Here is a 22,496-nt window from a genome sequence, read left to right as displayed (position 1 = left end):
ACTCACTGTGCCGAATGGTTGCCAGGCGCCCAGCCAAGCATTGCCATTCAGTGCCAGAAATGTCATGTCTGGACAAATATTTGTCCGGTTTGGCAATGCAGCCTGCCGGGGTGTTTAATCTCACCTAAAAACCCATGAATCCCTTTAAATACGGGCGATTCAGAGTTTAAGCCGCTCGTCCAAAATGCTGTAGACACATTGTCTAACAGTGCCCTATAGTCGTTATACAAATAGTAGACACAGCGCTATGACAACAAAAAAGGCCGCCATGAAAGCCACCGTTCAACCCATCAGCGAAGAAGCGCCGCAGGACCGCAAGGCCGTCCTCGCCGAAGCGCTGCGCCGCCGGATCCTCAGCATGGAGCTGGCCCCAGGCGCTGTGGTGGACGAGTTGGCCCTGTGCGATGAGTTCGGCCTGTCGCGCCCACCGGTACGTGAGCTGCTGCGCCAGATTGCTGCCGAAGGCTATATCGAGCTTGAGGCCAACCGCGCGCCACGGGTTGCCGCGATGAACCACGATTCGCTGCACAGCTTCTTCGTCGCCGCGCCGCTTATCTATATTGCCACCACCCAGTTGGCCGCCACCTACGCCAGCGCTGCGGAAATCGAGGCGCTCAAGGCTATCCAGGCACAGTTCCGTCAAGCCATCGAAGACCGCGACGTGGAAAACCGAGTCGTCCACAACGATGCCTTCCACCTGGAAATCGGCAAGATGGCGCACAACGACTACCTGATGCCGAGCCTGCGCCGTCTGCTCATCGACCATGCCCGCCTGGGCAAGATTTTTTATCGCCACCCGACCACCGATGACATGCAGCAGGACCTTGAAACCGCCTGCGATCAGCACGACCAGATGATCGATGCCATCGAACGCCGCGACCCAGAGCGTGCCGGGCAACTGGTGCGCGAACACTTCGAGCTGTCACGTCGACGCATGGCCGAGTACGCCGCACCTCAAGGGCTGGATGTGCCGATACAGCTATGAGTTCTCCAGGTCATCGCCGCTGGCGCTGATCGCTCGTCAACAACAAGATCCAGGTTAGTGACATGACAAGAATAAGTTCGTTACCTGCCGATGATGCCACCTGTGGTTGGTATCACCTGAGTACACCGCGCACGCCACGGCCGGCCCACAGTGGCCACAGCCAGGCGCGCTGGGTGGTGGTCGGCGCCGGTTTCACCGGGCTGGCCGCTGCGCGTCAGTTGGCAACGAACTTTCCGAATGACGAAATCGTGCTGGTCGAGGCGCAGGAGGTCGGTTTCGGCACCTCCGGGCGCAACGCCGGTTTTGCCATCGACCTGCCCCATGACATCGGCGCCGAGGACTATATCGGCGACATCGATACCGCCAAGACCGTGCTCAAGCTCAACCTGGGCGGGCAGTCGTACCTCAAGCAGCTGATCGAGCGCCATGGCATCGAGTGCCAGTTCCGTCACTGCGGCAAATACCAGGCAGCTGTCGAGGATCGCGGCATTGCCGTGCTCGATGCCTACCGTCGAGGCCTAGACAAGCTCGGCCAGCCCTATGAAGTGATCGAAGGTCGCGACCTGCCCGAGCACATCGGCACGCACTTCTACCGCCAGGGCTTGTTCACGCCGGGTACTGCTTTGCTGCAGCCCTCGGCACTGGTCAAAGGCCTGGCCGACAACCTGCCGAGCAACGTCTCACTGTACGAAAATACGCCGATCACTGACGTCGAGTACGGTGCCAAAGTGGTGCTGCGCCACGCCAAGGGTTCGATCACGGCCGATAAGCTGGTGCTCACCACCAATGCCTTCGGCATGAGCTTCGGCTTCCTCAAGGGCCGCATGCTGCCCGTGTTCACCTATGGCAGCATCACCCGCCCGTTGACCGAAGACGAACAGGCACGCCTGGGTGGCAAACCGTACTGGGGGGTGATCCCCGCTGACCCATTTGGTACCACCTTGCGGCGCACCGTCGACAACCGCCTGCTGGTGCGCAACAGCTTCAGCTACAACCCGGACGGGCGCAGCAACCGCAAGTACCTGGATCGCTTCGTTCAACGCCACCGCGAATCGTTTGCCCGGCGCTTCCCGATGTTGCCCGACGTGAACTTCGAATACACCTGGGGCGGTGCCCTGGCGTTGTCGCGCAATCACATGGGGTTCTTCGGCCAGTTGGCGCCCAATGTGTTCGGCGCACTGTGCTGTAACGGCCTGGGTGTTACCCGTGGCACGGTCACCGGGCAGTTGCTGGCCGACTGGCTCGCCGGCGACAAGAACGAACTTATCGAGTTTCTGCTCAATGCTCCCGGGCCTTGTGCGAACCCTCCGCAGCCCTTGGTATCCCTGGGCTTGAACGCCAACTTGATGTGGGGGCAATTGCGCGCGGGCAAAGAAAGCTGATCGTTTTGTAAGTTAGGCCATTGCATATTTGACGTCGGGCGGATTTGCCCGGCACGGGCGCGCTTTGCCCAAAATTGATGTTTGAGATGTGAAGTCCGATGACCGGGGCTGAAGGCTATTTTCAGTTTCGCGGACACGCTCGCCTTGAAAACGTACATGCAGATGAAGTGGTAGGAACAACAATGACAAGTCCGAATATTTCGATTGAAGATGTACCGATCAACCGTTTTCACCAGTTGCTGACCCTGCGCTCTGGTGGCGGCTCGTTCGTCGATGGCTATGTGTTGAGCATCATTGGCGTGGCAATGGTGCAAATGTCCGCAGGCCTGAGCCTGGACAGTTTCTGGCAGGGCATGATCGCCGCTTCGGCGCTGATTGGCATTTTCTTCGGCGGCTTTTTCGGCGGTTGGCTGACCGACCGCTTTGGTCGCAAGCGTGTGTTCTTCGTAGGCCCGACCCTGTTCATCCTGTCTTCAATTGCCCAGTTCTGGGTGGAGTCGGCGCTGGCCTTGTTCCTGTTGCGTTTTGCCATCGGCATCGCGGTGGGCATCGAGTACCCGGTGGCCACCTCGCTGCTGGTGGAGTTCCTGCCCAAGAAGCACCGCGGCCCGCGCCTGGCCACCCTGACGGTGCTGTGGTTTGCCGGCGCCGCTACCGCCTACATGGTGGGGGAGGCGATCCTGCGCCACGGTGGCGATGATGCCTGGCGCCTGGTATTGGCCAGTGCGGCGGTGATCGGCGCGCTGCTGTTCGCCATTCGCCTGGGTACCCCAGAGTCGCCGCGCTGGCTGATCAGCAAGGGCCGCTTGGCCGAGGCCGAGCAGGTGATCAAGCGGGTCTATGGCACGGGTTTCTCGCTGCGCAACCTGCCGGAAGAACCCAAGGCCCGCAAGCTGTCGTTTTTCAGCCTGCTGCACTCCGGCTACGGCAAGCGCATGCTGTTCGTCACCCTGTTTTGGACCTGCTCGGTGATCCCGGTGTTCGCCGTGTACGCCTTTGCCCCGAAGGTGCTGGGTGCGCTTAACCTGAAGGGCGACTGGGCGTCGATTGGTTCGGTCGCCATCACCTTCCTGTTCGTGGTCGGTTGCTTGATCGGCACTCGCCTGCTCAACACCCTTGGCCGGCGCACCACGCTGCTGCACAGCTTCTTCTGGTCGGGGCTGGCGCTGCTGGGCCTGGCGGCGTTCAGCCATGGCAACGAGATGCTCATCCTGGTGCTGTTCGGTGCCTATGCCGTGTTCATCGGCGGTGCCCAGGTATTGCAGTTGGTCTACCCCAACGAGTTGTTCCCCACCGAAATCCGTGCCGGCGCCGTGGGCGTGGGCACCTCCATGTCGCGGGTCGGTGCCGCTGTCGGTACCTGGCTGGTACCCATCGCCCTCGACAACTATGGCATCGGCGCAACCATGTATGCCGCCGCCGCCGTCACCTTTGTCGGCCTGGCCATCTCCGTGGCCCTGGCCCCGGAAACCCGTTCACTGAACCTGCAGCAAGCGGCTTCGCTGAGCTGAACCATTTGAAACGCCGCCGCAGCGTCGATCCGCTGTGGCCACTACAACCTTGATCAACGCACTGGAGAACCTACCGTGAAATTCGAAGGCATCTACACCCCGGCAATCACTCCGCTGGCTGCGGACGGCTCGATCGACAAGGCGGCGTTCGCCGAAGTCCTCGAATACCTGGTCGAATCGAACATCCATGGCGTGATCATCGGTGGCTCCACCGGCGAGTACTACGCCCACACCGCGCAAGAGCGCATCGAGCTGGCGGCACAGGCTAAGGACGTACTCAATGGCCGCCTGCCGCTGATCATCGGCACCGGCGCGATCCGCACCGAAGATTCCGTGGCCTTCGCCAAGCACGCCAAGGAAATCCAGGCCGATGCGCTGTTGGTGGGGACGCCGCCGTACGCGCTGCCGACCCAACAGGAAATCGCCCTGCACGTCAAAGCGGTCGACGCCGCCGCCGGCCTGCCGATCATGCTCTACAACTACCCAGGCCGCATGAGCGTGAGCATGGGCGAAGAATTCTTCGACGCCGTGGCGGATGTGAAAAACATCGTCGCCATCAAGGAGAGCTCTGGCGACATGGCCCAGCTGCACCGCCTGGCCATCCAGCGCCCGAACATCCAGCTGTCGTGCGGCTGGGACGACCAGGCCCTGGAGTTCTTCGCCTGGGGCGCCCAGAGCTGGGTCTGCGCCGGTTCCAATTTCATCCCGCGTGAGCACGTTGCCCTGTTCGAAGCCTGCGTGATCGAGAAGGACTTCGCCAAAGGCCGCCGCATCATGGGCGCCATGATGCCGCTGATGGACTTCCTCGAAGGTGGCAAATTCGTCCAGTCGATCAAGTACGGCTGCGCGCTGAACGGCCTGAGCACCGGTGGCGTGCGCAAGCCGCTGTACGATTTGGATGCTGCCGAGAAGCAGGAACTCGAGCGCGTAGTCACTGAACTCAAGCGCAACATCGCCCAGATCACCGGAGGTGCCTGAACATGGCCCAATTGCTGAGCAAGGCACAGTACGCGGCCATCGCCGCCGACCTGCAACTGCGTAACCAGGCGTTCATCGACGGTGAGTTTCGCGATGCCGTCTCCGGCCGCACGTTCGTCACCACCAACCCGGCCACCGGCAAGCAACTGGCCGAAGTCGCCGCCTGCGATGTGCAGGATGTCGACATTGCTGTGGCAGCGGCCAAGCGCGTGTTCGAAGACGGATCCTGGTCAAAACTGCAACCCGGTGAGCGCAAGCACATTCTGCTGAAGTTCGCCCAACTGCTGGAGGACAACAGCCACGAGCTGGCGGTGCTGGAAGCGCTGGACAGCGGCAAGCCGGTTAGCGAATGCCAGAACGTCGACGTGCCGGAAACCATCCACACGATCCGCTGGCACGCCGAGCTGATCGACAAGATCTACGACGCCACTGCCCCGACCGGCAACGCGGCCGTGACCATGGTGGTGCGTGAGGCCATCGGCGTGGTCGGCCTGGTGCTGCCGTGGAACTTCCCGCTGCTGATGCTGGCCTGGAAGATTGCCCCATCGCTGGCCGCCGGTTGCTCGATCGTGGTCAAGCCCGCCAAGGAAACCACCCTCAGCGCCCTGCGGGTGGCCGAGCTGGCCCACCAGGCAGGCGTACCGGCAGGTGTGTTCAACCTGGTGCCAGGTGGTGGCCGGGAGGTGGGCGAGGCCATCGGCCGCCACATGGACATCCCGATGGTCAGCTTCACAGGCTCCACCGACACCGGTCGGTTGTTCCTGAAATACGCGGCCGAGTCCAACCTCAAGCGCATCGTCCTGGAGCTGGGTGGCAAGAACCCGGCCGTGGTCATGAACGACTGCGAGGATCTGGACGAAGTGGCCCAGTTCGTCACCGCCGGTGCGTTCTGGAACATGGGCGAAAACTGCTCGGCGTCCTCGCGCCTGATCGTGCACAAGGACGTCAAAGACGAGCTGCTGACGCTGATCGGCAAGCACCTCAAGGACTGGAAGCTGGGCGACCCACTCGACCCGGAAAACCGCCTGGGCGCGATGGTCAGCAAGTCGCACTTCGAGAAAGTGAAGTCCTACCTGGAGTATGCCGCCGAGCAGAAGCTCAACGTGGTGCAGGGCGGTGAGACCGAGCAGGGCGTGTTCGTGCAGCCGACGATCGTCGATGGCGTGCCCCGGGACAACAAGCTGTTCGTCGAGGAAATCTTCGGGCCGGTGCTGAGCGTGACCAGCTTCGAGACCATCGACGAAGCGATCGAGCTGGCCAACGACACCATTTACGGCCTGGCCGCCTCGGCCTACACCGGCAGCTTGCGCAACGCTTTGCGCCTGTCGCGTGAAATTCGTGCGGGTGTGGTGACGGTCAACTGCTTTGGCGAGGGCGATGCGTCCACGCCCTTTGGCGGCTACAAAGAGTCTGGCTTTGGTGGGCGCGACAAGTCCATCTGGGCTCATGACCAGTATACGGAGCTGAAAACCATCTGGATCAACGCTTCGTGAGCTGATTGCGGGACGGTGCTGTTCTGGGGATGCCTGTACCGGCCTCTTCGCGGGGCAAGCCCGCTCCCACAGGTACCTCACAGTGCTCAAGGGCAATGGGGACCCTGTGGGAGCGGGCTTGCCCCGCGAAGAGGCCGGTACAGTCATCACTCAGGCGTTTTTTTTGTTACTTGAACTTGGGCCCCGACCGGGTATTCAGACCTTTGGCCATCCGGTCATACAGCACCACATTCACCGTCGCCGCCAGGTTCATGCAGCCCTGGGTCGGGATGTAGATGGTCTCTTCACACCACCCCCTTACATCGGCGTCCAGGCTGCCGTCTTCGGGCCCGAAGATGTAGATGGCCCGATCAGGGTGGGTGTACTCGGGCAGCGGCCGTGCGCCGTCGACCAGCTCCACCGCCACGGGCGTGCAGCCCAGTGGGATGATGCGTTGCAGGTCGTCGATGCCGATCAGCGGGATGTCGTAGTGCACACGTTTGGTGTCGGTGACGAAGTCGCGGGCGCGCTCATACCGTTTGCCGGTGTAAAACACCGAGTTGACGCCATAGCAACCCGCTGCGCGCATCACCGAGCCGACGTTTTCCGCCGACTTGGGGTTGAACAGGCCGATGCAGCTGTATCGTTTGTTTGCCACGTACCGGGGCCCTTCGCGAAAAAAGCGCGATTATACGGGCTCGCCGGCCACAGCGGGGGCTCTGTCGATGGTCAGTCTTTTTTCAGCAGGCCAGCCAGCCCGGCAAACGGGTTGTGGGTGGCCTTGGCGATGCTCGGGGTGCTGGTCGAGCCTTCACTGAAATACTGCTGGTCGGTGTAGCGCGAGTGCTCGTTGTCGTGGCAATACAGGCACAGCAACTCCCAGTTCGAACCGTCCTGCGGGTTGTTGTCGTGGTTGTGGTCACGGTGGTGCACGGTCAGCTCGCTCAGGCGCTTGCCGGCAAACTCGCGGGCGCAGCGGCCACACACGTGCGGGTACATCTTCAGGGCCTTGTCGCGGTAGCCCATCTCTTTGTCGCGCTTGGCGTCGGCAAGGATGCGGTCGAGGCGCGCGGTGGCGGCGGAGGTAGAGGCCGAGCTCATGGTGTTTCCTTTGTTCTGATCAGGCAAATGACGGTTATGCCACTGAGTCTAGCGCGCTTGCAGGCCAGGCGGACAGGCGAAAGCTTTGATTTAGGCGTAGCCTGTAAGAAGGTTCCCGACAGGAGGTTGCTGATGTTGCATGCGATCCTCACCGCGTTGCTCCTGGCTGGCCTGCCCATGGCTGAAGCCGCCAGCACGCCACCCCGGCTCAACACCCCCGTGCCCGGTGCGCCCGGCACGCCGACGCCTACGCCCTATCCGCAGATCACCCCGAGTACACCGCCCAAGGCCTATGACAGCCAGCCGGGCGCACCGCTGCTGCCGCCGATGCCGGTGCCCGGGCCGCCGAAGGACCAGCCGTTGCCGGGTTTGCGGCCAGAGCCGCCGAAGGTGCCGGTGGAGGAGGACTGACCTGCTGTTGTGTCGGCTGTGACAAGTGGGGGCACAAAGCGCCCCCAGCATTCGTCAGATCACACCCAGCTCACCAAACACGAAGGCATACTCCAGCGCCACATCCTTGAGCCCCTGGTACCGCCCACTCATGCCGCCGTGCCCAGCGCCCATTTCTGTCTTGAGCAGCAGCAGGTTGTCATCGGTCTTGCGTGTGCGCAGGCGAGCGACCCACTTGGCGGCCTCCCAATACTGCACGCGGCTGTCGTTGTAGCCGGCCACCACCAGCATGGCCGGGTAAGCCTGGGCCTTGATGTTCTCGTACGGGGCGTAGGCCTTGATGCGCTCATACACCTCGGGCTCTGCCGGGTTGCCCCATTCGTCGTACTCGGTGACGGTCAGCGGCAGTTCCGGGTCGAGCATGGTGTTGAGCACGTCGACAAACGGCACTTCGGCAATCGCGCAGCGGAACAGCTCGGGGCGCAAGTTGAGCACCGCCCCCATCAGCAACCCGCCAGCGCTGCCGCCGCTGATGGCCAGGCGCTCAGGCGTGGTCACGCCTTCGGCGATCAGGTGCTCGGCACAGGCAATGAAGTCGGTGAAACTGTTTTGCTTGTGCGCCTGCTTGCCGGCCCGGTACCAGGCCTCACCCAGCTCGCCGCCACCGCGCACGTGGGCAATGGCGAAGGCCACGCCGCGCTGCAGCAGGCTCAGGCGGGCATGCGAGAACCACGGGTCGAGGCTTTCGCCATAGGCGCCGTAGCCATACAGGTACAGCGGCATGGTCTTGCCCAGGTCTTCGCGGCGGCGCACCAGGCTGATCGGTACCTGGGTGCCGTCCTGGGCGGTAGCCCACAGGCGCTGGCTGACATAGTCGTCGGCATCGAACGCACCCAGCACCGGGGTTTGCTTGAGCACTGCCTGCGCCCCCGTGGCCAGCTCCAGCTGGCGCACCTGGGCCGGTCGGTTGAGCGCTTCGTAGCGCAGGCGCACGCGGGTGCTGGCGAACTCCAGGCTGTCCTGCACGTACAGGCTGTAGGCGGCATCCGGCAATTCGACACGGTAGGCCGGCAGGCCCTGCGGGCGTACTTCGATGATTGGCAGGCCGCCTTCGCGCAGGCTCAAGGTCAGGGCGCCTGCGTTGAGGCTGAGGCCTTCGAGCATGACCTTGTCGCTGTGCGGTACCAGCAGCTGCCAGCAATCACGCGTCGGCACGCGCTCGGCCGGGGCGTGGTAAAGGGCGAAGTTGATGCCGTCCTGGTTACTGCGGACAAACCAGTGCCATTGGCCATCGAGCTGGCCGTGGTCGGGGAAGTACTCATGGTCTTCAACCCGTGGCGCCAGGCAGGTGAACGGCAGTTGTGGCGTTTCGGCATCGAGTACCCAGGCTTCGCTGGTGGTCTTGCTGTTGAGCAACAGTACCAACTGGCGTTCGGAGCTGGTGCGGTAGCAGTGCAGGAAGAAGCGGCCATCGGGCTCTTCGAACACGGTGGGCGCGTCGCTGCCACCCAAGGTGTGGCGACGCAGGCGCCAAGGGCGTTGGGTGTCATCGAGTTCGGCGAAGAACAGCGTCTGGCTGTCATTGGCCCAGGTCAGGCTGCCGTCGCAGTCCTCGAAGGGCAGGGCGGTGACGCTGTCGTCGCCCAGGTCTTTGACGTACAGGGTGTAGACCTCGTCGCCGCTGGTGTCGAGGCTGTAGGCCAGCAGGCGATGGTCGGGGCTGACGTTGAACGCACCCAGCGACAGGAAACCGCCGTTGGCCAGTGCGTTGGGGTCGAGCAGCAGCTGTTCGCGGCTTTCATCCACCGTGTTGGAGTCGTCGGCCGGGCGTGGGCAGCGGTAGTGGCGTGGGTACTCGTCGCCGGCAGTGGTGCGGGTGTAATACAGGTACGGGCCCCAGGGCGAGGGCAGCGACAGGTCGGTTTCCAGGATGCGGCCTTTGATCTCCTCGAACAGCGTTTCGCGCAGGGGCGCCTGGTCGGCCAGGCAGGCCTCCTGGTAGCTGTTTTCGGCCTGCAGGTATTCGAGCACCTCGGGCGTGTCACGCTGTTGCAGCCAGGCGTAAGGGTCGGCGGCTTGGTCTGCGCGGGCGATAGGGGGGTGGGGCTTGGTGGGCATCGGGGGTCCTTGGCTGAGGGCTTGCGGTGCCTGTTAAGGCCTCTTCGCGGGCAAGCCCGCTCCCACAGGCGTTGCGCTGACCGGTGGGAGCGGGCTTGCCCGCGAAGAGGCCATAATAGGGAAGCGCTGTCTGCGCCCTGAAAAGTGTTTATCATAGGCAACTCTTTGCCTGGCTTGCACGAACACCATGACCGAGAACGACTATACCCTCGCCTGGGGCCTCTACGCCTTAGCCGCCCTGGGCTGCCTGTTGGTGGGCTTCAAGCTTACCGGCTGGATGTGGCGCTGGCTGCGCGAACCGCTGCGGGTGATCCTGGCGGTGCTGCTGCTGACCCCGACCATCGTCGACCCGGTCAAGGACAGCTTTGCGCCGGCCATCGCCATCACTGCCCTGGACGTGGCCTTCAAGGTCGGCAACAACGCCTGGCGCGCGGTGTCCGATTTTGCCATGTACGGCATGATCGCCTTTGGCCTCTATTTCATTTTCGTCCTGTTGCGCTGGCCGCTGGAAAAGCGTGCCCGCGAGCGTCGCGAGCAGGCTGAAGCCGCCGCCAAGCGCCAGGCCGCCGAAGATGACGACGTCCGGGGCGGCGCCCCGCTGGTGGCCGAGCGCCGCGACCGTTACCGCAACGATCCCCCTGCCGCGCCTGCCGGCGGCGGTCGGGTCGAGCCTCGCCTGTAATCGGAGACACGCGCATGTGCGAACTGCTGGGCATGAGTGCCAACGTCCCCACCGACATCGTTTTCAGCTTCACCGGCCTGATGCAGCGTGGCGGCCGCACCGGCCCGCACCGTGATGGCTGGGGCATCGGCTTCTATGAAGGCCGCGGCCTGCGCCTGTTCCAGGACCCGGCGGCGAGCAGCGAGTCGGAAGTGGCCAACCTGGTTCAGCGTTACCCAATCAAGAGCGAAGTGGTCATCGGCCACATTCGCCAGGCCAACGTCGGCAAGGTGTGCCTGTCCAACACCCACCCGTTTGTCCGCGAGATGTGGGGCCGCAACTGGTGCTTTGCGCACAACGGGCAGTTGGGCGACTTCAAGGGTGAAGCCACCTTCTACCGACCGGTGGGCGATACCGACAGCGAGGCGGCCTTCTGCGACCTGCTCAACCGCATCCGTGCGGCCTTCCCCGAGCCGGTCGCAGTGGAACAGCTGTTGCCGGTGCTGGTCGAAGCCTGTGCCGGTTACCGTGGCAAGGGCGTGTTCAATTGCATGCTCAGCGACGGCGACTGGCTGTTCTGCTTCTGCTCGACCAAGTTGGTGCACATTACCCGCCGCGCCCCTTTTGGCGCGGCACGCTTAAAGGATGTCGACCTGATCGTCGATTTTCACACCGAAACGACCCCCAATGACGTAGTCACGGTGATTGCCACCGAGGCCCTGACCGAGAACGAGACCTGGCAGCGTTATGCGCCTGGTCAGTGGGCCTTGTGGCGGCACGGAGAGTGCGTTTCGCAAGGCCAGAGCTAAGGACGCTGCATGTTCAGAAGTTACCTGCGATTGCTGTTGTTTACCTTCGGCCTGCTGGCCGGTATCCAGGTTCCGGGGCTGGTCAAGGACTACAGCCAGCGGGTCGAGGCGCACCTGTTCGAATCGCGCCAGGCGCTCGATGGCTTCACGCAGACGGCCGAACGGTTCTTCAATGGCGACCTGCAGGCCTTGCTGCGGCATTACCGCAGCAGCGATGACCCCGTGTTCAACAGTGATGCCAACAGCATCGAAAGCCTGATGATCCGCAACGAACTGCTGGAAAAGGAATGGCAGGCGCTGCAAGGGTCGTGGGTAAACCGCACCTGGCATGTGCTGGTGCAGCCGGACCCGCAAATGCGTGAAGAAACGCTCAAGGGTTACAGCTACCAGATTCTGCTGGTGCCGGAGGCGATTGGCTGGGGCATTGGCGCCGGGTTTGTGCTGGCCTTTGTGGTCGAGAGCCTGTTGCTTGCGCTTGGCTGGGTGATCATGGGCGGGCGACGCCGGGTGGTGAAGGAAAGCTGGCGCTGAGTTAGGTAGCGCCTGTGCGGGCCTCTTCGCGGGGCAAGCCCGCTCCCACAGAAATGCCCACTGCCCACCGCTCACTGCCCACAGGTTGCCCACTGCCCTCAGGTCCAGTGGGTAACCTGTGGGAGCGGGCTTGCCCCGCGAAGAGGCCGGTAAAGGCAGCGATAATCCCTCAGACCAGTACAATCCGCTGCCCACCCACATCTCGCGCATACTGCTCCAGCACCTGCCGGCACACCCCGACCACCTCATCCACCAATGCCACCCCGGTCTGCCAGGCCACCACCAGCTCCAGGCTCGGCGGTGGTTGCAGCCCTTCCAGCAGCACCAGCTCCCCCAGGCCCAGCTCCGCATCCACCAGCGCCGGTGGCAGTGCACCAATCGCAAAGCCGTCGCGCAGTAGTCGGGTAATCGCCGCCACCGAGTTCACGCAGTTCAACCGCGGGGTTTCCACCCCGGCACTGTGCAACAGGCTGAGCACCTCCTGATGCGGCCGCGAGTTCTTCGAAAAGGTCACGATGCGCTCGCGCCCGAGCTCCGCCAGCGAGGCGTAGTCCCGGTGCTGGAGCGAGCCTGCGGCCACGACCCAGCCCATCGGGTAACGCGCCAGGTCCAGGCTGCGGATCGACTGTTCACGCAACAGGTCGGTCTGCAGGATCACATCCAGAAAGCCTTTCTGTAGCTGTTCGCGCAGGTTTAGCGCGGTATCGGCCACCAGTTCGATCTCTACCTGCGGGTAGCGCTCGGTCAAGGCCGCCACCAACGCGCTCATCCAGGTATGGATCACCGTGTCCATCACCCCAATGCGGATGCGCCCGACCTTGGCCCGGTCGCTGTCCAGCGATTGCTTCATGGCCTTGGCGGTGTCGAGCATGCGTTCGGCGTATTCCAGAACCTTGCTGCCCTCCGGGGTCAGGCTGACACCGCGAGAGTCACGCAACAGCAGCTTGACGCCCAGGTCTGCCTCCAGCGCAGCGATGCGGCTGGAGACAGACGCCTGGGTGGTGAACAGTTTTTCCGCCGTCAGGCGGAAGCTCTTGAGCCGAGCGACCCAGACGAAGGTTTCGAGGAAGCGAAGGTTCATGATCAGTTTTTCTTGTTCCAGACCGGCGGTTTTTCTCGTTGGACGCAAACGACGTGGCCTCTGAACATGGCGCACAGGCCGCGACGCCAGACGTCGCCCATAAAACAATACCAACAAGCCGAGGCAAGCATGAACCCAAGCGGCGTGCAGCAACAGGTGCAATCCCCACCTTCGACCGGGCCCTTCGCCTGGTACCGCGACATTGACTCCCAGCAACGACGCACCTTCTGGAGCTGCAAGATCGGCTATGGCCTGGACGGCATGGACACGCAGATGCTCAGCTTCGTCATCCCCACGCTGATCCTGATCTGGGGCATCAGCACCGCCGAGGCCGGGCTGATACACACCAGCACCCTGATTGCCTCGGCCATCGGCGGCTGGATCGCTGGCATCCTCTCCGACCGCATCGGCCGTGTGCGCACCTTGCAACTGACGGTGCTGTGGTTCGCGTTCTTCACCTTCCTCTGCGGCTTTGCGCAGAACTACGAACAGCTGCTGATCGCCCGCACGCTGATGGGCTTTGGCTTCGGCGGCGAATGGACTGCAGGTGCGGTGCTGATCGGTGAGGTGATCCGCGCCCAGCACCGTGGCAAGGCAGTGGGCATGGTGCAGTCTGGTTGGGCTCTCGGCTGGGGCCTGACGGCGATCCTGTATGCGTTGCTGTTCACCTACCTGCCGCCCGAGCAGGCCTGGCGCGCGTTGTTCCTGCTGGGCATCGTACCGGCCGTGTTCGTGATCTTCGTGCGCCGCCTGGTCAAGGACCCTGAGGTGTACCGCCAGGCCAAGGCCGCTGAAAAGGCCGAAGCACCGTCACACTTCTACGAGATTTTCGCCCCCGGCATGCTCTGGACTACCGTGCGCGCCTCGTTGCTGACCACGGGTGCACTGGGCGGTTACTACGCGATCACCGCGTGGTTGCCGACCTTTCTCAAGAACGAGCGCGGCCTGAGCGTGCTGGGCACCGGTGGCTACCTGGCGATGGTGATTGTGGGTTCCTACATCGGCTACGTGGTCAGCGCGTATCTGTCCGACCTGCTGGGCCGCAAAAAGAACTTCATCCTGTTTGCCGTGGGGTCTTTCATCATCGTGCTGTTGTACACGCAGATGCCCGTCAGCGATGGCGTGATGCTGTGGCTGGGCTTCCCGCTGGGCTTCTTCGCATCGGGCATTTTCAGTGGCATGGGCGCATTTTTGACCGAACTGTTCCCCACCCGTATTCGGGGCTCGGGGCAGGGCTTTTGCTACAACATCGGCAAAGTGATCGCGGCACTGTTCCCGTTGCTGATCGGCATGCTTGGCGAAAAGGTGCCGCTGGGGCTGGGTATTGGCGTGTTCTCCGCGGTGTCCTATGGCGTAGTGATCCTGGCGGCGCTCAGCCTGCCGGAAACACGCGGCAAACAACTCCAGGCGCGGTAAGGTAGGCCTATGAACATCGACAAGGGAGTTTGTGTGGTGGAACGCCTGCTTCTCAATTGCGACATGGGCGAGAGCTTCGGCAGCTGGCGCATGGGCCTGGATGCCGAGGTGATGCCGTATATCGATTGCGCCAACATCGCCTGCGGCTACCACGCTGGCGACCCCAGCATCATGCGCCGCACCGTGGAGATGGCGCTGGCGCACGGGGTGACCATCGGCGCGCACCCGGCCTACCCGGACCTGGTCGGCTTCGGCCGCCGCGCCATGGCCTGCAGCCATGAAGAAATCCGCGACCTGCTGCACTACCAGATCGGTGCGCTGGACGGTATCTGCAAGGTGCTCGGCGGCCGGGTGGCGTACGTCAAACCCCATGGCGCGCTGTACAACGACATGATGGCCGACCCGCGCAAGCTGCGCGCGGTGCTCGAAGCCGTGGCGGCCTACGATAGCAGCCTGCCGCTGATGCTCATGGCCACTGCCGATGACCGCGCGGCTCAGGCCCTGGGCGATGACATCGGCGTGCCGCTGTGGTTCGAAGCCTTCGCCGACCGCGCCTACACCGCCAGCGGCCATCTGGTGTCGCGGCGCCTGCCTGGCGCTGTGCATCACGACCCGGCGCTGGTGGTCGAACAGGCCTTGCGCCTGGCCCGTGGCGAGGCGCTGGTGGCGGACGATGGCAGTGCGTTGCGTCTGCACGCCCGTACCCTCTGCGTACACGGCGACAACGACAGTTCTGTGGCGGCGGTGCGGCAGATCCGTCAGGCCCTCGATGCGCTGGAGCAAGCATGAAAGTGCGCGTTGAAGTGGTCGCGATCGACAGCCTGATGGTGCGCCTGTTTAACACCATCGACGAAGCCAACATGCCGTGGATCCTCGCGGCCAGCCAGCGCGTGCGTGCAGCCTTTGGCGAGCGGTTGATCGACCTGGTGCCGTCCTACACCACCTTGATGGTGCAATACGACGGGGCGCCTGGCACGGCGAGGGCGTTGATCGCACAGGCGTTGGAGGGGCTGCAGCCTGATGCAGGCAACAGTGGCCGACGCCATGAGATTGCGGTGTGGTACCACGCCAGTGTCGGCCCCGAGCTGCCGGCCTTGGCGAGCCAAAGCGGGCTGACCGAGGCCGAGGTGATCCGCTTGCACAGCGAGCGCGAGTACCCGGTTTTCGCCCTGGGCTTCGCGCCGGGCTTCGGCTTCATGGGGCTGGTGGACGAGCGCCTGGCCACGCCGCGCCTGAGTACCCCACGCAAGCGCGTAGCGGCCGGCAGCGTTGGCATTGCCGAACGCCAGACCGCTGCTTACCCGGCGGTATCGCCAGGCGGTTGGAACCTGATCGGGCGCACCCCGGTGCGCCTGTTCGACCGTGAACGCGAAGGCTACAGCTTGTTGCAACCGGGTGACCGGGTGCGTTTCGTGGCGGTTTCCCACGCCGAGTTCGTGGCGTTGGGGGGCGATGACAGCCCGCTGGAGGCGCAGGCATGACGCAGTTGAGGATCGAGGCCAGCACCGCGCTGTGCCAATTGCAGGATGCCGGGCGCTTTGGCGTACGCCACTTGGGCGTGACCCAGGGTGGGGCGCTGGACTGGGTGGCGATGAGCTGGGCCAACTGGCTGCTGGGTAACCCGCTGGGGGCGCCGGTGATCGAGGTGGCGTTAGGCGGATTCAGCGTGGTGGCTGAGCAGGATTGCGTACTGGCCTTGGCTGGCGCCGATCTGGATGCGCGGGTCGATGATCAGCCCCTGGCACCGTGGCGCAGTTTTGCCCTGGCCAAAGGTCAGCGCCTGACCCTGAAGCAGCCCAAGCAGGGCGTGCGGGCCTATCTTGCAGCCCCGGGCGGGTTCCAGGCAGAGGCTGTGCTGGGCAGTTGCGCCACGGTTGTACGTGAAGCGCTGGGCGGCATCGATGGGCGCGGGGACGCGCTGGGCAAAGGGCAGGTGCTCGCGTTTGCGGGTTCAGCACCGGCCCTGCGTGAAGTGCCCGAAGCGTTGCGACCCGTGTATTCGGCAAAGCCTGTGCTCGACCTGGTGATGGGCGCGCAGATTGGTGACTTCAGCGGTACCAGCCTGTTCGAGGCGTTTAACAGCGACTGGACGTTGGACAGCCGAGCAGACCGCATGGGGATCCGTTTGCTTGGGCCACAGCTGGTCTATCAGGGCGCGGCGATGATCTCCGAAGGGATCCCGCTCGGGGCGGTGCAGGTGCCGCCAGATGGGCAGCCGATTGTGCTGCTCAATGACCGGCAGACCATTGGCGGCTATCCGCGGTTGGGGGCGTTGACGCCGTTGGCGTTGGCGCAACTGGCGCAGTGCATGCCTGGAGAGGCAGTGCGGTTCAGGGCGGTGGTGCAGGAGGAAGCTTGGCGGGAACAGCAGGGTTATCTGAACCGTTGGCGGTGAAGCTACCGGCCTCTTCGCGGGACAAGCCCGCTCCCACTTGTCTGGACTGCACTTGAACCTGTGGGAGCGGGCTTGTCCCGCGAAGAGGCCGGTGCAAGCGATATCACTTAGACAGATACCGCATCCCATCCTCCAACCCCTGCAAGGTCAGCGGATACATCTTGTCCTCGATCAAATCCCGCACCAGGTGCGTTGACGCGGTGTAGTCCCAAGCCTGCTTCGGGTACGGGTTGATCCAGATGATCTTCTTGAATTTCTCCATGAAGCGCTGCATCCACACATACCCGGCTTCTTCGTTCCAGTGCTCCACGCTGCCACCGGGCTGGGTGATCTCGTAGGGCGCCATGGCCGCATCGCCGACGAACACCACTTTGTAGTCATCGCCGTACTTGTGCAGCAGGTCGAAGGTAGAGAACCGCTCCGACGTGCGCCGCAGGTTGTTCTTCCACACCGACTCGTACACGAAATTGTGGAAATAGTAGTACTCCAAGTGCTTGAACTCGGTCTTGCAGGCCGAGAACAGCTCTTCGCAAACCTTTACATGAGCATCCATCGAGCCGCCGATATCGAACAGCAACAGCAGCTTGACGGTGTTGCGCCGCTCGGGGCGCATCTGAATGTTCAGCAACCCGGCATCGCGTGCGGTGTGGTCGATGGTGCCGTCGATATCCAGCTCTTCAGCCGCACCTTCACGGGCGAACTTGCGCAGCCGGCGCAGGGCCAGCTTGATGTTGCGCGTGCCCAGTTCGACCTGATCGTCGAGGTTCTTGTACTCGCGCTGGTCCCACACCTTGACGGCCTTGCCCTGGCGCTGGCCAGCCTCGCCCACGCGGATGCCTTCGGGGTTGAAGCCGCCCGAGCCGAACGGGCTGGTGCCGCCGGTGCCGATCCACTTGTTGCCGCCGGCGTGGCGTTCTTTTTGCTCTTCGAGGCGCTTTTTGAATGCTTCGATCAGCTTGTCCAGGCCGCCGAGGGACTGGATCTGTGCACGTTCTTCATCGCTCAGCGAGCGCTCGAATTCCTTGCGCAGCCAGTCTTCGGGGATCAGTGCTTCAAGGTGACGGTCGAGGTTTTCCAGGCCTTTGAAGTAGGCGGAAAAGGCCCGGTCGAACTTGTCGAAATGGCGCTCGTCCTTCACCAGGATGGCCCGCGCCAGGTAATAGAACGCGTCCATGTCGGCGAACACCACGCGCTGTTGCAGGGCATTCAGCAGGTCGAGCAGTTCACGTACCGACACCGGCACCTTGGCCGCGCGCATTTCGTTGAACAGGTTGAGCAGCATGGCCGGCTCCTCAGCGGTTGCCGCGCCGGCTCATGAAGGCCAGGCGTTCGAGCAACTGGACGTCCTGCTCGTTCTTGACCAAGGCGCCAGCGAGGGGCGGGATGGCTTTGGTCGGGTCACGCTCGCGCAGCACCGCTTCGCCGATGTTGTCGGCCATCAGCAGCTTGAGCCAGTCGACCAGCTCGGAGGTGGAGGGCTTCTTCTTCAGGCCCGGCACCTTGCGCACGTCGAAGAACACGTCCAGCGCCTCGCTGACCAGCGATTGCTTGATGTTCGGGTAATGCACATCGACGATCTGCTGCAGCGTGGCGCGGTCGGGGAAGGCGATGTAGTGGAAGAAGCAACGGCGCAGGAAGGCGTCGGGCAGTTCCTTTTCGTTGTTCGAGGTGATGATGATGATCGGGCGCTGTTTGGCCTTGATGGTCTCGTCGATTTCGTAGACGTAGAACTCCATCTTGTCGAGCTCTTGCAGCAGGTCGTTGGGGAACTCGATGTCGGCCTTGTCGATTTCGTCGATCAGCAGAATCACCCGCTCTTCAGCCTCGAAAGCCTCCCACAGCTTGCCCTTTTTCAGGTAGTTGCGCACATCGTGGACTTTCTCGGTGCCCAACTGCGAGTCGCGCAGGCGGCTGACCGCGTCGTACTCGTAGAGCCCCTGGTGGGCCTTGGTGGTGGACTTGATGTGCCAGGTGATCAGGCGGGCGCCGAAGGAGGCCGCGAGCTGCTCGGCGAGCATGGTCTTGCCGGTGCCTGGTTCGCCTTTGACCAGCAGCGGGCGTTCGAGGGTGATGGCCGCGTTTACCGCCAGTTTCAGGTCATCTGTGGCGACGTAGTCGCGGGTGCCTTCGAACTTCATGGGAGTGTCCTCTGCGGGGTGCCTGTGCCGGCCCTTTCGCGGGGCAAGCCTGCTCCCACAGGGGTAATGCAGTCTCTGTGGGAGCGGGCTTGCCCCGCGAAAGGGCCGGCACAGGCAACACATGTTTGTCGTTTGTCAGCGACTATACCCCGGCCCCGGACGCCTGCAAACGCAGACCGGGTATTCAGTCTCTGAATGATGCGTCGCAGCAGAATTCAGTCAGCATCAGGCGCAGGCTGCTCATACCGCGCACTGAACGCCTGCACAAACCCATTGCGCAGTATCTGCAAAAACGCCTCGAAGCCACTGACATCCTGCTTGTGCACGCTGCCACTGAGCGCCACCCGGGTGGCGAACTGGTTTTTTGGCTGGTTCTTCAGCACCGTTTCGGTGCCCCCCACCAGCGCTTCCCACACCGAGCGGAAGAAGCCCTTGTCCTTGTTCTGCACGTCCTGCTGCCAGTTGAAGACATCCACATCGCGCAGCAGCGGCTTGATGTAACCGTTGAGCCGGCCGTTTTCGGCCTGGGCTTCGATCACCAGGTCGCCATGCCCGGCATTGAAGTCGAACTTGCCATAGGCACTGGCAAAGTCATTGAGCGTGCGCAACTGAATGTCGGTGGCGCGCAGGCGGAATTCGAAGTCGTCGAAGTCGCTGAACGGGTCGAAGGTGGCGCGGCTCTCCACCTTGGCATTGCCGAACAACACGGCACGGGCGTCGAGGCTGGCGTCCCGCCGGCCTTTTTCGTTGCGCACATTGGTCAGGTTGCGAATGCTGGCGTCGAGCCGGGTGGCCTTGAGGTTGACCGGTGGCTTGGAGGTGAAGTTGCGAAAGGTCAGCACGCCGTCTTCGATGCGCACTTCATTGAGGGTGATTGGCAGCAGTTTTTCCAGCTGCTGGCGCCAGTCGGTGCCCCGGCCAGTCTGCGAAGCCTGCTTGCTGCCCCCATCGACGAAGTTCAGCGCTGGCCGCACGAACGTCACCTCCGCCACCACGGCACGGTCGTACCACAGCGCGTGCCAGCTCACCGACAGGTCGATCAACGGTGCGTCGAGCAGTGGCACCGGCACCTTGCCGGTGGTCTTGATGATCGTCAGGCCGTTGATCTGGTAGGCGCCACGCCACCAGGCCAGATCGACGTCAGCGACCTGGCCCCGGTAGTCACCCATGTCGGCCAGCTTGTCGTTGAGGTAGTCGCGCACCAGGTAGGGCAGGGCCAGGTGCAGGGCCACCAACAGCACGACCAGGCTGGCCAGGCCGACCAGCGGCCAGCGGTAGCGACCTTTCATCGAAGGTTCTCCAGGGCTGGATGTGCGGTTGACCGCAGCCGGAGCCTGGGAGTTCGAACAGGCTTTACGGGCCAACGGGGCAGGCTTACCCTTTAAGTCTTTCCCTGCATCTTCATGTTCAAGGACCCCTGCCATGAGCCGTATCTACGCAGACAACGCCCATTCCATCGGTAACACGCCGCTGGTGCAGATCAACCGCATCGCCCCGCGCGGGGTAACCATCCTGGCCAAGATCGAAGGGCGCAACCCAGGCTACTCGGTCAAATGCCGGATCGGCGCGAACATGGTCTGGGACGCCGAGAGCAGCGGCAAGCTCAAGCCTGGCATGACCATCGTCGAGCCCACCTCGGGCAACACCGGCATTGGCCTGGCGTTCGTCGCCGCCGCCCGTGGCTACAAGCTAATCCTGACCATGCCGGCCTCGATGAGCCTGGAGCGACGCAAGGTGCTCAAGGCGCTGGGCGCCGAGCTGGTGCTGACCGAGCCTGCCAAGGGCATGAAGGGCGCGATCGAGAAGGCCAACGAGATCGTCAACTCCGACCCAGCCCAGTACTTCCAGCCAGGCCAGTTCGAGAACCCGGCCAACCCGGCGATCCATGAAAAGACCACCGGCCCGGAAATCTGGAACGACACCGACGGCGCGGTCGATGTGCTGGTGGCGGGCGTGGGCACCGGCGGTACCATCACTGGCGTGTCGCGCTACATCAAGCAGACCCAGGGCAAGTCGATCCTGTCGGTGGCGGTGGAGCCGGTGGCCTCGCCGCTGATCAGCCAGACCCTGGCCGGTGAAGAGCTCAAGCCCAGCCCGCACAAGATCCAGGGCATTGGCGCAGGCTTCGTGCCGAAGAACCTCGACCTTTCCATGGTCGACCTGGTTGAGACAGTGACCGATGAAGAGTCCAAGGCCATGGCCATCCGCCTGATGCAGGAGGAGGGCATTCTTTGTGGTATTTCCTGTGGCGCGGCGATGGCGGCGGCAGTGCGCCTGGCCGAAAAACCGGAGATGCAAGGTAAGACCATCGTCGTAATCTTGCCCGACTCTGGCGAGCGTTACCTGTCGAGCATGCTGTTCAGCGACCTGTTCAGCGAGCAGGAAAACCAGCAGTAATCGCCCCACCCGCTGATCAAGCGCAACACTCGGCGATCCGGTTTATTGCAAAATCTTCATGAGTGAGATCCCGCCCAGGTTGTTTGTACCGGGGCGGGATGGGTTTATGATGGCCGGATGATTTTTTTGGGAGCAGGCAGCGCTGGCCTGTTTCCTTGCCAAGGAGTGTTGCATGACCTTTTCCTTTGTCGCCAAGGCGGGTGTCCTGCTGGTGTTTTTCGGCAGCGTGCTGTTCGTGCACCTGCGCGGCAAGGCGCGCCTGCCGGTGTTGCGCCAGTTCGTCAACCATTCGGCGCTGTTCGCCCCCTACAATGCCTTGATGTACCTGTTCTCTGGCGTGCCTTCCAAGCCCTACCTGGACCGCCAGCGCTTCCCCGAGCTGGATGTGCTCAAGGACAACTGGCAGGACATCCGCGAGGAGGCCATGCGCCTGTTCGATGAGGGCTATATTCGCGCTGCGGAAAAAGACAACGACGCAGGCTTCGGTTCGTTCTTCAAGAAGGGCTGGAAGCGCTTCTACCTGAAGTGGTACGACAAACCGCTGCCGTCGGCCGAAGCCCTGTGCCCGCGCACCGTCGAGCTCGTCAGCAGCATCCCCAACGTCAAGGGCGCGATGTTCGCCTTGCTGCCGGGCGGCAGCCACCTGAACCCACACCGCGACCCGTTCGCCGGCTCCTTGCGCTACCACCTGGGCTTGTCCACGCCCAACTCCGACGACTGCCGCATCTACGTCGATGGCCAGGTCTATGCCTGGCGTGATGGTGAGGATGTGATGTTCGACGAAACCTACGTGCATTGGGTCAAGAACGAAACTGACGTCACCCGCGTGATCCTGTTCTGCGACATCGAGCGCCCGCTGAGCAGCCCGCTGATGACCCGCATCAACCGCCAGGTTAGTGCCTTCCTCGGCCGCGCTACCGCGCCGCAGAACACCGATGATGAGCGCGTGGGCGGGATCAACCAGGCGTATGCCTGGAGCAAGCGCTTCAGCAACAAGATCAGCGGCCACGTGAAGCAGTTCAAACGCGCCAACCCCAAGGCTTACCGCATTTTGCGGCCGGTGTTGGCGGTGGTGGTGGCGTATCTGTTGTATCGCTGGTTGTTCTAATTTCTACGCGCCCGCAGCGCCAG

The 22,496-nt window shown here is 63.1% G+C and carries 22 protein-coding genes; 15 read left to right on the top strand and 7 right to left on the bottom strand.

All coding sequences use genetic code 11. The annotated features are described in order from the left end of the window. The first annotated feature begins 268 nt into the window (after nt 1-268). The 5 genes from ACSSU5_RS04205 to ACSSU5_RS04185 all read left to right on the top strand — a co-directional run bounded on the left by ACSSU5_RS04205 (nt 269) and on the right by ACSSU5_RS04185 (nt 6,349). The gene (locus ACSSU5_RS04205) at nt 269-985 is read left to right on the top strand and encodes a GntR family transcriptional regulator (RefSeq protein ID WP_264312026.1); all 717 of its coding nucleotides are present in this window, start codon (nt 269-271) and stop codon (nt 983-985) included. A 62-nt stretch (nt 986-1,047) separates the two neighbouring features. Continuing rightward, nucleotides 1,048-2,367, top strand: coding sequence for an NAD(P)/FAD-dependent oxidoreductase (locus ACSSU5_RS04200; RefSeq protein ID WP_492560668.1), 1,320 nt, complete (start codon nt 1,048-1,050; stop codon nt 2,365-2,367). A 182-nt stretch (nt 2,368-2,549) separates the two neighbouring features. Further along, complete coding sequence (locus ACSSU5_RS04195) at nt 2,550-3,878, top strand: MFS transporter (RefSeq protein ID WP_264312028.1); 1,329 nt, start codon at nt 2,550-2,552, stop codon at nt 3,876-3,878. Between the two features lie 75 nt (nt 3,879-3,953). Next, nucleotides 3,954-4,856: a dihydrodipicolinate synthase family protein gene (locus ACSSU5_RS04190; RefSeq protein WP_492560667.1), complete on the top strand. Its 903-nt coding sequence runs from the start codon at nt 3,954-3,956 to the stop codon at nt 4,854-4,856. Nucleotides 4,857-4,858: 2 nt separating this feature from the next. Then, the gene (locus ACSSU5_RS04185) at nt 4,859-6,349 is read left to right on the top strand and encodes an aldehyde dehydrogenase (protein ID WP_492560666.1); all 1,491 of its coding nucleotides are present in this window, start codon (nt 4,859-4,861) and stop codon (nt 6,347-6,349) included. A 166-nt stretch (nt 6,350-6,515) separates the two neighbouring features. On the opposite strand, the gene ACSSU5_RS04180 is transcribed toward ACSSU5_RS04185, so the two are convergent. Together ACSSU5_RS04180 and ACSSU5_RS04175 are read right to left on the bottom strand one after the other, a co-directional pair. Continuing rightward, nucleotides 6,516-6,986 carry an RNA methyltransferase gene (locus ACSSU5_RS04180; RefSeq protein WP_027594606.1) on the bottom strand — a complete coding sequence of 157 codons (471 nt, stop codon included), beginning with the start codon at nt 6,984-6,986 and terminating at the stop codon, nt 6,516-6,518. A gap of 71 nt (nt 6,987-7,057) precedes the next feature. Further along, nucleotides 7,058-7,429: a YajD family HNH nuclease gene (locus ACSSU5_RS04175; protein WP_027594605.1), complete on the bottom strand. Its 372-nt coding sequence runs from the start codon at nt 7,427-7,429 to the stop codon at nt 7,058-7,060. A gap of 132 nt (nt 7,430-7,561) precedes the next feature. Between ACSSU5_RS04175 and ACSSU5_RS04170 the strand changes: the two genes are divergently transcribed. Continuing rightward, entirely contained in the window at nt 7,562-7,840 is a 279-nt protein-coding gene (locus ACSSU5_RS04170) for a hypothetical protein (protein ID WP_264312031.1), read from the top strand. Nucleotides 7,841-7,894: 54 nt separating this feature from the next. Here the strand turns inward: ACSSU5_RS04170 and ACSSU5_RS04165 are convergent, their stop codons facing one another. Continuing rightward, nucleotides 7,895-9,937 carry a S9 family peptidase gene (locus ACSSU5_RS04165; RefSeq protein ID WP_492560665.1) on the bottom strand — a complete coding sequence of 681 codons (2,043 nt, stop codon included), beginning with the start codon at nt 9,935-9,937 and terminating at the stop codon, nt 7,895-7,897. A 187-nt stretch (nt 9,938-10,124) separates the two neighbouring features. Between ACSSU5_RS04165 and ACSSU5_RS04160 the strand changes: the two genes are divergently transcribed. Genes ACSSU5_RS04160 through ACSSU5_RS04150 form a run of 3 tightly spaced genes read left to right on the top strand, consistent with a single transcriptional unit; the run spans nt 10,125 to nt 11,938 of the window. After that, nucleotides 10,125-10,619, top strand: a complete 495-nt coding sequence (locus ACSSU5_RS04160; RefSeq protein ID WP_264312033.1) for an MFS transporter — start codon at nt 10,125-10,127, stop codon at nt 10,617-10,619. A gap of 14 nt (nt 10,620-10,633) precedes the next feature. After that, the gene (locus tag ACSSU5_RS04155; protein ID WP_264312034.1) at nt 10,634-11,407 is read left to right on the top strand and encodes a class II glutamine amidotransferase; all 774 of its coding nucleotides are present in this window, start codon (nt 10,634-10,636) and stop codon (nt 11,405-11,407) included. A gap of 9 nt (nt 11,408-11,416) precedes the next feature. Further along, nucleotides 11,417-11,938 (top strand): DUF2937 family protein, encoded by a 522-nt coding sequence (locus tag ACSSU5_RS04150; RefSeq protein WP_264312035.1) that lies wholly within the window; start codon nt 11,417-11,419, stop codon nt 11,936-11,938. A 169-nt stretch (nt 11,939-12,107) separates the two neighbouring features. Here ACSSU5_RS04150 and ACSSU5_RS04145 read toward each other — a convergent pair whose 3' ends face one another. Continuing rightward, the gene (locus ACSSU5_RS04145; RefSeq protein ID WP_492560664.1) at nt 12,108-13,019 is read right to left on the bottom strand and encodes a LysR family transcriptional regulator; all 912 of its coding nucleotides are present in this window, start codon (nt 13,017-13,019) and stop codon (nt 12,108-12,110) included. Nucleotides 13,020-13,148: 129 nt separating this feature from the next. On the opposite strand from ACSSU5_RS04145, the gene ACSSU5_RS04140 reads away from it, so the two are divergent. The 4 genes from ACSSU5_RS04140 to ACSSU5_RS04125 are packed head-to-tail and all read left to right on the top strand — an operon-like array spanning nt 13,149 to nt 16,830. After that, on the top strand, nt 13,149-14,435 hold the full coding sequence (locus ACSSU5_RS04140; protein WP_492560663.1) for an MFS transporter: 1,287 nt from the start codon (nt 13,149-13,151) through the stop codon (nt 14,433-14,435). Nucleotides 14,436-14,444: 9 nt separating this feature from the next. Further along, nucleotides 14,445-15,224: a 5-oxoprolinase subunit PxpA gene (locus tag ACSSU5_RS04135; RefSeq protein WP_492560662.1), complete on the top strand. Its 780-nt coding sequence runs from the start codon at nt 14,445-14,447 to the stop codon at nt 15,222-15,224. Further along, nucleotides 15,221-15,916, top strand: coding sequence for a 5-oxoprolinase subunit PxpB (pxpB, locus tag ACSSU5_RS04130; RefSeq protein ID WP_492560661.1), 696 nt, complete (start codon nt 15,221-15,223; stop codon nt 15,914-15,916). Before ACSSU5_RS04135 ends, pxpB begins: the two co-directional genes overlap by 4 nt. Further along, nucleotides 15,913-16,830, top strand: a complete 918-nt coding sequence (locus tag ACSSU5_RS04125) for a 5-oxoprolinase subunit C family protein (RefSeq protein ID WP_492560660.1) — start codon at nt 15,913-15,915, stop codon at nt 16,828-16,830. Before pxpB ends, ACSSU5_RS04125 begins: the two co-directional genes overlap by 4 nt. Before the next feature lie 103 nt (nt 16,831-16,933). On the opposite strand, the gene ACSSU5_RS04120 is transcribed toward ACSSU5_RS04125, so the two are convergent. The 3 genes from ACSSU5_RS04120 to ACSSU5_RS04110 all read right to left on the bottom strand — a co-directional run bounded on the left by ACSSU5_RS04120 (nt 16,934) and on the right by ACSSU5_RS04110 (nt 20,257). After that, the gene (locus tag ACSSU5_RS04120) at nt 16,934-18,112 is read right to left on the bottom strand and encodes a vWA domain-containing protein (RefSeq protein ID WP_264312041.1); all 1,179 of its coding nucleotides are present in this window, start codon (nt 18,110-18,112) and stop codon (nt 16,934-16,936) included. Between the two features lie 10 nt (nt 18,113-18,122). Then, complete coding sequence (locus ACSSU5_RS04115; protein ID WP_264312042.1) at nt 18,123-18,968, bottom strand: AAA family ATPase; 846 nt, start codon at nt 18,966-18,968, stop codon at nt 18,123-18,125. A gap of 215 nt (nt 18,969-19,183) precedes the next feature. Continuing rightward, nucleotides 19,184-20,257, bottom strand: a complete 1,074-nt coding sequence (locus ACSSU5_RS04110) for a DUF748 domain-containing protein (RefSeq protein ID WP_492560659.1) — start codon at nt 20,255-20,257, stop codon at nt 19,184-19,186. A gap of 133 nt (nt 20,258-20,390) precedes the next feature. On the opposite strand from ACSSU5_RS04110, the gene cysK reads away from it, so the two are divergent. Beyond that, on the top strand, nt 20,391-21,365 hold the full coding sequence (gene cysK / locus ACSSU5_RS04105) for a cysteine synthase A (protein ID WP_264312044.1): 975 nt from the start codon (nt 20,391-20,393) through the stop codon (nt 21,363-21,365). Between the two features lie 172 nt (nt 21,366-21,537). Then, the gene (locus ACSSU5_RS04100) at nt 21,538-22,473 is read left to right on the top strand and encodes an aspartyl/asparaginyl beta-hydroxylase domain-containing protein (RefSeq protein ID WP_492560658.1); all 936 of its coding nucleotides are present in this window, start codon (nt 21,538-21,540) and stop codon (nt 22,471-22,473) included. Nucleotides 22,474-22,496: the final 23 nt, after the last annotated feature.

This window comes from Pseudomonas sp. E1MeOHC2 (assembly GCF_058745025.1).
This window is presented reverse-complemented; position numbering and strand designations above follow the sequence as displayed.

Coding starts and splice junctions, on each gene's coding strand:
- ACSSU5_RS04205 (WP_264312026.1), top strand. CDS start 269: ATGAAAGCCACCGTTCAACCCATCAGCGAAGAAGCGCCGCAGGACCGC.
- ACSSU5_RS04200 (WP_492560668.1), top strand. CDS start 1,048: ATGACAAGAATAAGTTCGTTACCTGCCGATGATGCCACCTGTGGTTGG.
- ACSSU5_RS04195 (WP_264312028.1), top strand. CDS start 2,550: ATGACAAGTCCGAATATTTCGATTGAAGATGTACCGATCAACCGTTTT.
- ACSSU5_RS04185 (WP_492560666.1), top strand. CDS start 4,859: ATGGCCCAATTGCTGAGCAAGGCACAGTACGCGGCCATCGCCGCCGAC.
- ACSSU5_RS04175 (WP_027594605.1), bottom strand. CDS start 7,429: ATGAGCTCGGCCTCTACCTCCGCCGCCACCGCGCGCCTCGACCGCATC.
- ACSSU5_RS04170 (WP_264312031.1), top strand. CDS start 7,562: ATGTTGCATGCGATCCTCACCGCGTTGCTCCTGGCTGGCCTGCCCATG.
- ACSSU5_RS04165 (WP_492560665.1), bottom strand. CDS start 9,937: ATGCCCACCAAGCCCCACCCCCCTATCGCCCGCGCAGACCAAGCCGCC.
- ACSSU5_RS04160 (WP_264312033.1), top strand. CDS start 10,125: ATGACCGAGAACGACTATACCCTCGCCTGGGGCCTCTACGCCTTAGCC.
- ACSSU5_RS04155 (WP_264312034.1), top strand. CDS start 10,634: ATGTGCGAACTGCTGGGCATGAGTGCCAACGTCCCCACCGACATCGTT.
- ACSSU5_RS04150 (WP_264312035.1), top strand. CDS start 11,417: ATGTTCAGAAGTTACCTGCGATTGCTGTTGTTTACCTTCGGCCTGCTG.
- ACSSU5_RS04145 (WP_492560664.1), bottom strand. CDS start 13,019: ATGAACCTTCGCTTCCTCGAAACCTTCGTCTGGGTCGCTCGGCTCAAG.
- ACSSU5_RS04140 (WP_492560663.1), top strand. CDS start 13,149: ATGAACCCAAGCGGCGTGCAGCAACAGGTGCAATCCCCACCTTCGACC.
- ACSSU5_RS04135 (WP_492560662.1), top strand. CDS start 14,445: ATGAACATCGACAAGGGAGTTTGTGTGGTGGAACGCCTGCTTCTCAAT.
- pxpB (WP_492560661.1), top strand. CDS start 15,221: ATGAAAGTGCGCGTTGAAGTGGTCGCGATCGACAGCCTGATGGTGCGC.
- ACSSU5_RS04125 (WP_492560660.1), top strand. CDS start 15,913: ATGACGCAGTTGAGGATCGAGGCCAGCACCGCGCTGTGCCAATTGCAG.
- ACSSU5_RS04120 (WP_264312041.1), bottom strand. CDS start 18,112: ATGCTGCTCAACCTGTTCAACGAAATGCGCGCGGCCAAGGTGCCGGTG.
- ACSSU5_RS04115 (WP_264312042.1), bottom strand. CDS start 18,968: ATGAAGTTCGAAGGCACCCGCGACTACGTCGCCACAGATGACCTGAAA.
- ACSSU5_RS04110 (WP_492560659.1), bottom strand. CDS start 20,257: ATGAAAGGTCGCTACCGCTGGCCGCTGGTCGGCCTGGCCAGCCTGGTC.
- cysK (WP_264312044.1), top strand. CDS start 20,391: ATGAGCCGTATCTACGCAGACAACGCCCATTCCATCGGTAACACGCCG.
- ACSSU5_RS04100 (WP_492560658.1), top strand. CDS start 21,538: ATGACCTTTTCCTTTGTCGCCAAGGCGGGTGTCCTGCTGGTGTTTTTC.